The organism is Sphingobacterium sp. BIGb0116, assembly GCF_024808035.1.
Taxonomy (GTDB): Bacteria; Bacteroidota; Bacteroidia; order Sphingobacteriales; family Sphingobacteriaceae; genus Sphingobacterium; species Sphingobacterium paramultivorum.
In genome coordinates this window covers 1285050-1298121 of record NZ_JANUDT010000001.1, presented here as the reverse complement: position 1 = coordinate 1298121, position 13072 = coordinate 1285050, and the positions used below count along the sequence as shown (strand labels likewise).

Annotated in this window: 12 protein-coding genes; 6 read left to right on the top strand and 6 right to left on the bottom strand. The window is 38.1% G+C overall.

Annotated features, from left to right (window positions below):
- Window positions 1-11: 11 nt before the first annotated feature.
- Window positions 12-491 (bottom strand): hypothetical protein, encoded by a 480-nt coding sequence (locus tag M2419_RS05430; RefSeq protein ID WP_182330892.1) that lies wholly within the window; start codon window positions 489-491, stop codon window positions 12-14.
- Window positions 492-661: 170 nt separating this feature from the next.
- Complete coding sequence (locus M2419_RS05425; protein ID WP_202883722.1) at window positions 662-1237, bottom strand: GNAT family N-acetyltransferase; 576 nt, start codon at window positions 1235-1237, stop codon at window positions 662-664.
- Window positions 1238-1600: 363 nt separating this feature from the next.
- Here M2419_RS05425 and M2419_RS05420 point away from each other — a divergent pair, with 363 nt between their 5' ends.
- On the top strand, window positions 1601-3130 hold the full coding sequence (locus tag M2419_RS05420) for a DUF2931 family protein (protein ID WP_182330893.1): 1530 nt from the start codon (window positions 1601-1603) through the stop codon (window positions 3128-3130).
- Between the two features lie 15 nt (window positions 3131-3145).
- On the opposite strand, the gene M2419_RS05415 is transcribed toward M2419_RS05420, so the two are convergent.
- Window positions 3146-3637, bottom strand: coding sequence for a GNAT family N-acetyltransferase (locus M2419_RS05415; protein ID WP_259254446.1), 492 nt, complete (start codon window positions 3635-3637; stop codon window positions 3146-3148).
- A gap of 280 nt (window positions 3638-3917) precedes the next feature.
- Here M2419_RS05415 and M2419_RS05410 point away from each other — a divergent pair, with 280 nt between their 5' ends.
- Together M2419_RS05410 and M2419_RS05405 are read left to right on the top strand one after the other, a co-directional pair.
- Complete coding sequence (locus tag M2419_RS05410; protein WP_182330894.1) at window positions 3918-5648, top strand: hypothetical protein; 1731 nt, start codon at window positions 3918-3920, stop codon at window positions 5646-5648.
- A gap of 453 nt (window positions 5649-6101) precedes the next feature.
- Window positions 6102-6779 carry an ATP-binding cassette domain-containing protein gene (locus tag M2419_RS05405; RefSeq protein WP_182330895.1) on the top strand — a complete coding sequence of 226 codons (678 nt, stop codon included), beginning with the start codon at window positions 6102-6104 and terminating at the stop codon, window positions 6777-6779.
- 58 nt (window positions 6780-6837) lie between these two features.
- On the opposite strand, the gene M2419_RS05400 is transcribed toward M2419_RS05405, so the two are convergent.
- The gene (locus tag M2419_RS05400) at window positions 6838-7521 is read right to left on the bottom strand and encodes a YceI family protein (RefSeq protein ID WP_070566941.1); all 684 of its coding nucleotides are present in this window, start codon (window positions 7519-7521) and stop codon (window positions 6838-6840) included.
- A 308-nt stretch (window positions 7522-7829) separates the two neighbouring features.
- On the opposite strand from M2419_RS05400, the gene M2419_RS05395 reads away from it, so the two are divergent.
- The 3 genes from M2419_RS05395 (at window position 7830) to M2419_RS05385 (ending at window position 11584) form a co-directional block, all read left to right on the top strand.
- Window positions 7830-8213 (top strand): helix-turn-helix domain-containing protein, encoded by a 384-nt coding sequence (locus M2419_RS05395; protein WP_182330896.1) that lies wholly within the window; start codon window positions 7830-7832, stop codon window positions 8211-8213.
- A gap of 157 nt (window positions 8214-8370) precedes the next feature.
- Window positions 8371-9717: an acid phosphatase gene (acpA, locus tag M2419_RS05390; protein WP_182330897.1), complete on the top strand. Its 1347-nt coding sequence runs from the start codon at window positions 8371-8373 to the stop codon at window positions 9715-9717.
- A 34-nt stretch (window positions 9718-9751) separates the two neighbouring features.
- The gene (locus M2419_RS05385; RefSeq protein WP_182330898.1) at window positions 9752-11584 is read left to right on the top strand and encodes a cytochrome-c peroxidase; all 1833 of its coding nucleotides are present in this window, start codon (window positions 9752-9754) and stop codon (window positions 11582-11584) included.
- A 51-nt stretch (window positions 11585-11635) separates the two neighbouring features.
- Here M2419_RS05385 and M2419_RS05380 read toward each other — a convergent pair whose 3' ends face one another.
- Window positions 11636-12220, bottom strand: coding sequence for a hypothetical protein (locus M2419_RS05380; RefSeq protein WP_182330899.1), 585 nt, complete (start codon window positions 12218-12220; stop codon window positions 11636-11638).
- 130 nt (window positions 12221-12350) lie between these two features.
- The gene (locus M2419_RS05375; RefSeq protein ID WP_182330900.1) at window positions 12351-12863 is read right to left on the bottom strand and encodes a GNAT family N-acetyltransferase; all 513 of its coding nucleotides are present in this window, start codon (window positions 12861-12863) and stop codon (window positions 12351-12353) included.
- Window positions 12864-13072 lie beyond the last annotated feature (209 nt).

Sequence of the window (13072 nt, the reverse complement as noted above, 5' to 3'; positions counted from 1 at the left end):
CGATCGTGTCTTTAATCGTCCCAATCTTCATTATCAGCGTAATACTCTTCAGGTCTTCTGTCAATAGGTACGTCCTTGATCACACGGATTGCTGCATTGCCTAAGTTGACATTAATGAGGAAAGAAGGGACATTCACAGAAAAGTTCCATCGACCATTGGTCATATAGACATATCCGCCCCGATAGGGATCATAGAATGTTTTATAATCGCTAAAGTACACATGATGTCTCATATCGTAGTGATGTGCGCTAGCCCATCTGGGACGGCCATGATCATGTTCATATTCATGTTTCCAGTATTTGCGATCTTGCTTATCGCGTTCACGGACATATTTATCGTACTCCTTTTCTCGTTTTCTGATATATTTTTCTCGATCCTTGCTGCCATGCCAGCCATGGTCGTCATGTCCTCTGTGTTGTGCTTGTGTTAAAGCTGGCGTTGCCAGAACTAGGCTTAGACAGCCTACCGCAATAGAAAGTAGCTTTTTCATTATTCCCAAATTTTCATAGTTGGTATCTGGAATACAAAATCCTTGCCAATTGATCAATGGTTATTTCTGATCTAATTGGTTTTGTCCGCCAAAGCTGCTTGATTTCTTCTTAAAAGGTACTGATTAGCGGGATAAGGCCTGAATGGCGATAAATAAGATAAACACTGTATTTAATCAAGGGAAATATACATGTGGTAATATTCGCCTCCTGCGAAAGGCGTTTTTTTACCAAGCTTAAAACCAATCCTTTCATAGAGCTTTTGCGCATTGGGATTCTTTAGGTCAACGAGCAGACCAACTTGTTTAAAACCATGTTGCTTGGCATGTGTAATCGCATACTGTAAAAGTTGTGTTCCGATACCTTTACCTCGTGCAATGGGAGCAACAGCAATTGAATCGATATAAAATTCGTTGCCAGCTGTTTCGGCTTCCGGAATCAAATTATTGTTGTACTGCTCCTTCATGTGATCCAAAATAGGCTGTCTTAATTCAACAAACTGATCAGCATCGTAGCCAGTTAAAGAGCCTACAATACGTTCATTATCGTCAATTGCGACAAATGTATTCTCATAACTATAGAGATTACCTTTTTGCCTAAAAAGCTGGGTTAGAAAAAGTACTGCCTCAGTTGGATCTTCTTTTTGAATAAAACGAAATATAATGTCTCCCATCGCCTGGAGCATAATTTCAGGTACAACATGCGAATCACTCTCTTTGGCTTTTCTAATTTTATTATGTATATCCATGATTTGAAGAATAAAAACGAAGTTAGTAAACTTGATCGACTTTCCTTAGGGGACCTTTGATTGGAGTGTTTTCGAAGAAAATTTACGATAACGAGCGATCTCTTGCTGGAGAGGGGGGAAAGCTGGACCTTTACTGACTGTGTTTGAAATGGCTCAGGATATCGATCCTGGCGAAAACCGATAAAAGTTAATTAAATACATTCTTGTTAAAAGAATATATTGTCTACTTTGGGTCGAATATTTGATCAATGTACTTGAATATCGATCGCTTTATATTCCTAAAACATTTCTTGTTATTTTTGAAGTGTGTTGTTGTCGGTTAGGCGAAATCAACAGATTTTTTTGGATTAAAAACAAATTACAATGATTTTAAGAGCTACGGTTTCTGCTTTTTTGGTTGCCATCATCAGCCTAGTCGCGACCCTACTTGTACAGAATGCAGATTTAAATTTGGTTTATGCTGCATTTTGTTGTTCGCCTTATTTTATTGTTATCGCCTTGGTTTATTTCCATTTTAATTTCTTTCGGAAAAAGTTAAAGGTCTTAGAGAAACCAAAATTTGCTTTTGAACTTGGCTATGGTTTTCTTTTTTATTGCTTATTTTCTTTATTGCTTCCGGTACTTCTTTTTTTATCAACCTTGGGTGATGAATACGAGCATCGGCTTTATGCAGATCTAGGGGGAGTGATTAAGGAAATGTTTCCCTTGATTTTAACACTCAGTATTTTTCTGACATTTTTTAGCGGCGTGATTATTACATGGGCCGTAAAATCCTGGAAATATTTGGTTCCGACTTTCCTAGGATATCTTATTTTACTACCGATTATATTCGCGTTCTCAACGACAATACGTGAGTTTAATGAACTCAGGGAAGAACGCCTCACGCAAGAAGATAATATCAGGGAAGGACGCTATAAATGGTTCTGTGCGATGAGTAATCCTACAGCTTATCCCGTCCAATTGCATAAAGGCCGCTTTATCTTTCCGAAAGATGAGGATTATGAGTTTACATTTAGTGAGGGCAATATCGTGAACTATAATGCGGTGTGGGGGCAAGCTGGGGGTGGTACATATGAGCAAGTGATGTCATTGCCTAAGGCATTGGACATTACTTGGTATTCATTTGCTGAAAATGTTTTTTATCGCATGAACGGTCCGATCGATTATGGTAAATTGCGGACGTTATTCAGTACGCCATACCAAGAAAAAGGGGCGACGAAAACTGTTGATGAACATTATAATAAGATTATTTTGGGCTTTGCTCCGGAGGGTGTAGTTGTGATATGGGCCACTGGAACAGGACGTCGTCAGGTCGAAATTGGTCGTTATCAAGCAGAAAAAGTAGTGATCCATGCTACGGATACATCCAAGGATAATGGAGCGTACGGTAATATCTTTAATCAGAAATGGCGCGAACAGGTATTGTCCGATACATCGATTATTCCTTCGAATGTTCAACAAGCTATTGCAAATAAACCTATTCCCTATGGTTATTGGGATAAATTGCGCACACGGTATTCTTTACAGCCAAAACTTGTTATGTCTGCCGATATTAAAACATTCGACGCAGACTTTGAATTTTATAATGCAGAGCGTTTTGTCTTTGATGAGGGTCTTCGGGATATGGACATGGCATCTCGAGGTATTCCCAAAGATGTTTATATCAAATGGTATGATCAGCATAATAACCGATGTGCTGTGCGGTTTTTGTTTGATGAAACTGAGACATTTAAAAACTTTGCTTCATTTTTTTATGACAAAAAGAACATTGGGACTGTGCTGGAGTTCAATGTTGATACAAAGACTAAAATAGCAACAGCGACATTAAGGAATGATACTGAAAGTAAGCTGATTTTGAAAACTGAAGTAATCGACTATGGGGAGCATTTCTAAAATTCGGAAGTAAATCTAAAGATCTTTTTTCATGTTATAGTTTGGTATTTCGACTTCAGTTCGTATTTGGTTCTGCTCAGCGATAACTTTGAATCCATTGGCTTCAAAAAAAGGTTTTGCTGTTTTGCTTACGTCTGCGGTTAAAATAGTGTTTTTATGTGCATGAGCTTCGGTTTCCAGTGTATTATAAAGCTTTTGTGCAATTCCTTGTCGTTGAAAATCTTTATGCACATACAAGACGTCAATATAATCTCCATGAGCTAAGGAGGCAAAACCAACAATCTTCTGATTGAGCACAGCTACAATAAAATACTGATCTTCGATTAGCCGATGCCAACGGTCATGATTATTGATGGATGATATCCATGCTACAATTTGCTCGTTATTATAATCATCTGCACACACAGTCTCAACCGTTCCAGAAAATAGGATTAATATTTCTTGTAGATCTTGCAATATTCCTTTTCGGAGAGTTAATCCTATTGTTTTTGTTTGAATTTTGTTCATCTTTTGGAAAAAGTGTTAAATAAAAGACCTGATATGCCAAATCTAGTGGGTTGCAGTGTTGTCAAAAGAAGGCGAAATTTTAATAAAAACGTATAATTATGTTAAAGTTATAAATATTATATTTATGACCGCAAGTAGACGTATCGATTTGTGAGCAATATGTCAGTATTAACCATTTTCTTGGAGTATTTTTCGTGTTAATTTTTAAGAATTATTGAAAATTAATTTGTCGGTTATGCCAATAGGGGAGACGGAGCGCTGAAATTCACCTTTTTTAAGCATGAAAACCATTTTATTTTATTTTTTTGTACTCGTTTCTTTGGTGTTGTCAGGCAACCTTAATCATGTATGTGGGCAATCTGTAGCGGAAATATCTGCTATTGAAAACCCTGTTGTCCAACTAGAAGCTGCCCTTCAGTTGCCCATTAGGTTTGACGGTGATACGATAAAGTTGAAAAATGCCTTGGCCCCAATTTTGGAATTGGCAGACAAAAAAAGGAGTGTTGCTTTAAAATGGGTCTATTATATGCGTATGGCCGATGGTTTCTCTATTGCGTTTGATCGTATAAATTTATCATCTGAACGGTATTATCGTTTGGCTGAGCAGTTGCTACGTGTACATCCAGACGCTGAATTAGAAATGTTGGGTTGTGCGCGTGAAGGGTATTACAATTTTATCTATAGACGGGTAAAAGAAGCATTTCCGTTCTTTCTACGAGCGAATGATTTAAAATCTAAAGTTAATGTCAAAAAAATCCCCTTGGTAGTCAAGCATTACCAATTTATGGCGAGTTTCTACAGTTATATAGGTGATCAGGCAAATGCTGTTGTTTATTTAGAAGAAGCTCTACCTTTTACCAAGCCGGCTTCACGAGAACGTATCGATCTGATCAATTCAATTGCTGTATATCTGGCAAAGGACTCGCTCAATCACCAAGCTTTTACCTATTTGAATCGCGCAATGGATGAGGCTAAATTGGCAAAAGATTCGGTTTGGATCGGTATCATTTCAGGTAATCTAGCGGATCATGCATGGCGAAAAGGTGAAAAGGAAAAAGCTATTGCGTTGGTCAAGAAAAATATTGAGCTCTCTGTGCGTTATAATGAGCGTAGAGATGCAATGCGGGCAAATCTCAATTTAGCAAATTGGTATATCGAACGAAAAGAATGGAAATTGGCTGAGCAGTATGTGATGGCCAGTGAGCGTTTAATAGAAGATAAGCCCTATTTTTTAAAATATAAAATGGAATTAGCAAAAACCAAATCCAACATCATGCGGGGATTGGGACGTGGAGGGGATGAGCTAAAGCAATTGCATTTATATCTGACGTTGAAAGATTCGTTGGAAAAAAGGATGAATGATAAAGAGATCCAGAAAATGCTCTGGCAAAGGGAATCTGAAAAATACAATCGGACTATCCAGGCGACGGAAGAAAAGCGGATTCGGACAAAAAGGATGTATCAGTTTATAGGTGTTATTCTTATTTTGATTTTTGCCATAGTTGTCCTGTTGGTCAATAAGTCGAAAATTAAAATTAAGATGCGGAATACACTGTTGGAGAGAGACCAACTTGCGCTTGCTTATGAAAAACAATTGCTAGATCAGGAGCTAGTGATTTTACGAAACTCCTTGACTGAATTTACAGACACCATCCGGCAAAATGATGTTGTCATCCAGCAACTTAGACAGGAAGTGATCAAGATTTCTGAATCTGATCCGGCACACATGACACAAGTTACAGATAATTTGAATGCGCTTTTGCAGCAGCACATTATGACAGATGAGCGATGGCAAAAGTTCAAACATGTTTTTAATAAAGTGTATCCAGCTTATCTGACACAAATGCGGCAAACTTATCCAAAGGTTACCGAGAATGACCTCAAGATACTAGCGCTGCTCAAATTGGATTTGAGTAATGCGAGTATGAGTGAACTGCTGTGTGTTTCGGTAGAAGCAGTTCGTAAGGCAAAACAGCGATTGAAGAAAAAATTGGAGCAAACCGAAGATTAATAGGGATCCTATGAACCTTTGAGATGTATTCGCTGGAGTTAAGGAATGTTAAAAATGATGAACGGTTATTTTTTTTGGCTATATTCATTTCAGCATTTAAAACCTGTTTATTACGATAACGCCGATTATAAAGTATCTAATATATTTCCTATTGAATTTCATCAAGACGATACGGTTGAGTATAAAATTTTTTAGATTCATTATCCTCTTTAATTTATTTGTGATAGGCTGTATTCTTTTGCAATCGCCACGTTTTATGCTGAATTCCATCGGTATGATGTCATTTTATATGTTCATTTTTTGGTTTAAAGTCATTGGTTCTATTATTTCTTTTATTGCCGAATATATTTTTCATCTTCCTAAGAAAGAAGTATTTCTAAAAAATTTGCATATATCTCCCATAAGTCTGCTGATAAGGCTTACTGTAATAGACTTTTTGTTATTTATAATTTTATGTTGGAGTCTGAAAATTTATCTAATGAGCTATTATACATAGATAGTTTATCGTTTAGTCGTGGTGGCGGAAGCATTCTTTCGGGGCTTTATTTGACATGTGCGCAGCATGAAGTAGTCGGAATTTTGGGTAGAAATGGTAGTGGGAAATCTACCCTGATGAACGTCATATTTGGACGTATTAAAGCGGATTTTGCTTTCATGCGTTGCAAAGGTATCAAATTTGAAAAAGGCTACCAGACAGGAGAGATTACCTATCTCCCTCAGGAAGGTTTTTTGCCTAGAAATTTGCTGCTTTCTGAAGCCCTTCAATTTTTTCAAATAGATGATGTTAATTTACTGGAGCTCCCATTGATTCAAGAGAATTTAAATAGGCGATTAAGTAGCCTATCTTTGGGAATGATTCGTTTGTTTGAAACGCTATTGATCATTTATACCAAAGAATCCATCACTTTACTTGATGAACCCTTTGTCGGTCTTAGCCCTATTTATATTGAACTCATTAAAGAACATATTAAGCTAGTAAAACATCGAAAAGGAATATTGATATCAGATCATTATTTTAGGCAGGTAATGGATTTAAGTGACCGATTATACCTTCTAAAAGATTCACACTTGACCCAAGTCCTGAATGAAGATGAGCTCGTATTTGGAGGTTATTTAAATCAAATAGATTAATCAAGTTGAGTCTACCCGATTAATCTATTTGCTAAGAGCGACTAAACGCTATTGAAATCTATTTTGCATTTTTTGCAGTGACATTAAGTTCAATGTCAACGTTTTGTGCGATCATCCAATCTTGTGGGTTACCTTCTGTACCGTAAGTAAGACCCCAATCTTGTCTTTGGATCGTAAATTTAGAGTAGAATGTTACTTCGTCACCATTGAACGTGATTTTTGCAGGAAAAGTTACATTCACAGTTTTATCTTTGATGGTTAAGTTACCACTGACCGTATTTGTCGCATCAGCAACAACACTTTTTCCTTGTGCTGCATCGAATGGACCAACTTTGGTGATTTCGAATTTTGCAGTTGGATATTTTGCTACGTCAAAGAAATCAGCACTTTTTAAATGTGCATCCAAATCTGATGATTTTTTACCACCGGATGTTGCAGGATCTACAGAAGCTGTATCTGTCAGAATAGAATTGACATCGATTGTGAAAGTACCACCAGTAACTGCGTTATTTTCAGCTGAAAGTGTTCCTTCGCTTTTCAAAACACCATATCTTGGGTTTAAACCGCCTTTATGGTAACCAGTCCATTTTAATGAGCTTTTATCTGCTTCAACAGTGTAAGTCTGTCCTTTTTGTTCAGTTACTTCCTGAGCAGTTGTTGTTGTTGCTTTGTCGCCATTTGTATTTTGACAAGAAGCTAACAACAGGATAAGGGCTAAACCCGAGATTAATTGTTTTTTCATTTTTAATCGTTTTATTTTTTATATGTTATTTACACTTTACATTTTGCAGCATCAACTGTGCCAATTTGCACCTTCTGGTGTTGCCGATACAAAGGTAGATGATAGATAGTTTATTTTTGGTATCAGTTTCCTTAAAGAAACTACTTTCCAAAAAGATAGTGGTCTGTAACTTTATAAATGCTTATTTTTGTAAGAATAAAGAAATCATGTCAGCGGTCCAAGCTTTGCTTGTGTGTTCATTTATCGTTGATCGTATAGGGATAAGGAAGTCTGTGAGGGTGGACAATACATGAATAAAAAATAGTGAAATGAAAAAGGAAGCAACTTTAACGTCGTCAGGTGCATGCAAAACACGCGTGTTGGCCATTAACGATACCATGGAGATTTTGGCAGGAAAATGGAAATTTCATATTATAGGTACCTTATTGTTGGTCGAAAAATTGCGTTTTATGGAACTGCTGCGCGAAGTTGAGGGGATAGGTGCGAAGATGCTGTCTAAAGAACTGCAGGATTTGGAAATGAACCAGCTGATTAGGAGAACAGTATTAAATACCAAACCCCTGACGGTAGAGTATGAGTTGACCGAATGCGGAAAAACTTTGGGTCCAATCATCGATGAGATTACCAAGTGGGGTATAACCTACAGGAGTAAACTTTATACCAAGAATGAGGAAGTGGAAGCTACGACCTAGTATGTAAACACGCCTTTGTTTTTAGTGATAAGAGGGTGGATGCCTGTAAAGAACCTGATACGTTAGCCGCAAATCCCTTTGATTATAGGTTATGAAAACGATAATAATTGTAAGTTTGTTATAGAAATTACAGTCTAACCTACTAAAAGAAGACAGGATGCGGTTACAACACTTATTTTATTTGTCTCTTGGAGTTTTGAGTATCAGCAGTTGCGGAGTTACCAAAAACGCCCGACACCAAGAGATTTCCTTTGATGAAGGGATCAAAAAAATTAACCATGTGGTTGTTATTTATATGGAAAACCATAGTTTTGACAATCTTTATGGCGAATTCAAGGGAGCCAATGGCATAGCGAATGTCAAAAAGGGGGATTTTTTACAGGTAGATGAGAATGGTAAAGCCTATCAATACCTCCCCGAAATTCCCCGTAATAATTCCTTTCCAACCAATCTGCCCAATCAATTTTTTAATATAGACCAGTATGTACCTTCGGATAAGGCGACGCCCGATGTTACACACCGTTTTTATCATAATCAATTGCAGATCAATGGTGGAAAAATGGATAAATTTGCACTCTATAATGATTCCAAAGGTTTAGCGATGGGCTATTACAATACAGAGAAGCTACCTTTGTATCCGTTTGCCAAAGCATATGCATTGTGTGATAATTTCTTTCAGAGTGTATTTGGCGGATCCTATTTAAATCATATTTATATGATTTCCGCAGCTATTCCTGTTTGGCCTGATGCACCAAGCTCAATGGTTGCTAAACTCGATGCAAATGGAAAGATGATTAAAGATGGTGTAGTTACGCCAGACGGTTATGCGATCAATCATGTGCTTTCTCGCAACAAACCTTATCCCGCGAAATCTGATACTTCCAAATTATTACCTTCTCAGACTATGCCGACCATTGGCGATCGCCTGACAGAGAAAAATGTAAGTTGGGCTTGGTATTCAGAAGGCTGGGATGACGCTGTTGCCGAACGTAAAAATAATTTTGCCTACAATCATGAGCCTTTTTTATATTTCGCTAATTATGAAGATGGTAAGGAAGGGCGAAAACACATGAAGGATCAAAACGATTTTATTAAAGCCGCAAAAGAAGGAACGCTTCCTAGTGTCTCTTTTGTTAAACCGGGTGGAGGCAATGATGAGCATCCTGGAAGTTCGGCGGTCTATTCATCAGAACAACTTGCCGTTAATTTGATCAATGCTGTATTGGAGGGACCGAATGCAAAAGATGCGTTGGTGATTTTGACCTACGATGAATTTGGTGGTTTTTTTGACCACGTTAACCCACCCGTCGTTGACCGATGGGGACCTGGGAGCCGTATCCCGGCAATTGTCATTGGACCATTTGCTAAGCGTGGTGTAGTGGATCATACGCCGTATGAAACAGTGAGCATCCTTTCATTTATAGAAAAACGCTGGGGAATAGAGCCTCTTGCTGAAAGAGATAGAAAAGCAAATCCCTTTAGAAATGCGCTCGTTTTCAAATAGACGGTTTTTATATCGAGAGATAGGAAATTGAACTATGTGTAAAAAGGTTGTCGTGTTTATCTTATTGGTTGCAATAGTATTTACCCTTGGATTTACTACAGGGCAGCCTGTTTATACAAAACAAAAAGAGGGCAATGCCCGTGAGCATCTGATTCAGAAAGAAGTACTGGGTCTGATGCTTTCTTTTAGGACATATATCAAGGATACACTGAATGCCGAAGTACAGAAAGGTATAGTGGATACGTTACGGCTCAGAAGAGCCTTTTTGAAGACGAGGCTCCTTTTTAAAAAGTTTGAATGGGCGTCCGAATATTTTACTGCAGATCTATCCAGAAGATTAAATGGTCCTCCGGTGGAGGAAGTTGAAAATGCAGATTTGTTGGATCCTTCTTTAGCTAGGGGGGTGGAGCCTATTGGATTGCAGGTGATTGAAGAGCTTATCTATCCCACTTACGATAATAGCAATAGGCAAAAGCTAATTCGTGAAATCGAACATTTGATAACCAATACGGATTATTTGATTTCCTATTTTGAAGATCATCAATTGGAAGACTGGCGTATTTTAGATGCAACAAAATTGGAGGTGTTTCGGATTATTGCCTTAGGAATTACTGGTTTTGATAATGCGCTTTCTCGAAATAGTATGATCGAGTCCTCCATTGCGTTAGGCAGTCTACAGCAAATTCTTTTGCAATATGAAGGTAGAAAAGAAACGCTAGCTTTGATACTTACAGGGGCGATCAAATATTTGCAACAACACGCGGAATTTGAATCGTTCGATAGGGCGCAATTCATTACCCAATTTGCCAACAACATCAGTACGGAGATAGCACAGTTGGAGCGTAATCTTCCAGGCCCTAAAATAAGATACAATCGGATGCTTCGGCAAGACGTCAATACGATGTTTGATCTGAATGCATTTAATGTAGATGCCTTTAGCCCGGGGCCGAAATTTCACTTCAGTAATGAAAAGGCCGTATTGGGCGAGAAATTATTTTATGATGTTGCTTTATCAGGGACACATACGAGAAGTTGCGCTTCATGCCATCATCCGGACCTCGCATTTACGGATGGGTTGAACTTGCAAGTGGACATTCATGGTTCGGGACGTTTGCTCAAACGTAATACGCCTACTTTGCTCAATGCGGCCTTACAGTCCAACTACTTCTATGATATGCGTTCGTTGACGCTGGAAGATCAGATACACGATGTCATTAGTAATAAGCAGGAAATGGACGGCTCGGTAACTGATATCGTTCAATACGTTTCTTCGGATAAAATCTATCGATCATTATTTAATAAAGCATTCAATACAGCGGATGGCCCGATCTCAGCTGAGCAGGTAAGCAATGCACTTGCTTCTTATATTCGTGGCCTGACCAAAATCAATAGCCGATTTGATGATTATATGCGTGGGGATAAGAACGCATTGTCCAAACCGGAAGTGGATGGGTTTAATTTATTTATGGGCAAGGGAAAATGTGCGACCTGTCATTTCCTGCCTTTATTCAACGGTGTTACACCGCCCAAATTTATTCAGAGCGAAGTCGAAGTCCTGGGGGTACCAAAATCCCTGAAAGATTCTGTGCTGGATTCAGATTTAGGGTACTATGATATCATTGGTGTTGATTCGTATAAATATGCCTTTAAAATACCTTCTGTCCGGAATGTAAAGAAAACTGCTCCCTATATGCACAATGGGATCTATCAGACCTTGGATGAGGTCATGGAATTTTATAATAATGGGGGAGGGGCAGGATTGGGGATCAAATTACCCAATCAGACATTGTCAGATGAAAATTTGCATCTGACCGAAAAGGAAATGAAAGATATCATTGCGTTTATGGAAAGTCTCGAAAGCCAATAAAATGGCTGGTGGGGTATCTCTTTTAGAATCCTATCGATTGTTTTTGCTGGTCTAAGGAGTTTTATTGAGCCTAAATGAGGGGGCATCAAATTGATTGAGCTCCTGCAGTAACGGTAAGGGATTAATTCTTATCGTAGTTTTTCTTTCTTGTAGATTCTCTTCGGACCCTAGCGCTTTTACCTGTTCAGTTTTTATTCCAGTTAATAAGTTGAATTGGGTTTCAGTCGTTGTGTTTTTGCCATCCCAGGTTCCTTTTTCTAGGTAGATCAATTCAAAATTTCCATTTCTGCAACGAAATGTATAGTTGGCATGCCCATCTGTGATATCGGCTAATATATGAAGCTGACCATTTTCGATAGCGAAGTTGGGCAGCGGAAAATGGGGTTCGATCATCGTCGTTGAGGATAAGGCCAACTGTAGCTTTCCGTTGGGCTTGGACAGAAATACCTGCGTTTTAATTGGTGTTGCAGTATTTGAAGTGTCCATGGCAAGAACAATTTTATCCGGATAACCATCATGATTTATATCGCCTTCTAGTTCTTGAATTTTTGCTGTAAAACTGTCTTTTGTTGCCTTTTGCTGGCCATATAAGGCTAAACTAGTTAAAAAGAATATGCTCAAGATTAATTTTTTCATTTGGTATAAACACAGCATTTAATGAAATATAAATCGATTCAATATACGCATTCAGGATGGAAAAGCTATTATTTTACCCTATCTTGATTTCTCGGGATTGATTAACAGTCAAGTTAGTTCGCCTTACTGATTATAGGAGTAGACTATAATACATGGAGTAACCACTTGTTCCGTCGAGCCATTGTACAAGTTCTTTATGGCTATAATGAAAACCAGCTTTTCGGATAGCGGCTTTTGAAATCATATTTATTTCACGATGGCTTATAGTCAGTTTTCTTAATTGATTCTCGATGGCCCACACCATTCTTATTTTATACAAAAGACTCGATAGACCTAATTTTCTATACTGTGGCTGTATGAAAGACTGACCAAAGTAGGCTTCTTCTTTATTCAGCAACAGCATACTGGTTATCCCAATCATTTTTTCATTTTCGAAAAGACCAAAAACAATACGTGGGTATCTTATGCGTTCTGCCCAATCCATATCAGATAGTTCTATTTCAGGAGGAGTGCTCCGTCGAAAAAGTGTGGGTTCGGTTTGAATTGACTCGATACGCATCGCTTTATAAAGTGGGGACTCGCTCTCTGTCAGCTGACGTATGTGGAATGAACCTGATTGAAATGTTAAAACGGACTCTGACATAGCGTAGTTAATGCTGTCTTAATGATTATTTCTAATACTATAATGCGAAAGTATGTATTATTATTTATACTTCAAATGTGGTATTGCATTCATTCCAAATTGCTGATTCCCGATGATTATGCCGCGACAACTATAACGATATATGCCTGCAATTGGGTAAGCCACAATTGTATTAAAGCAGCACATGATCCTATTCGTTTCAATGTGGC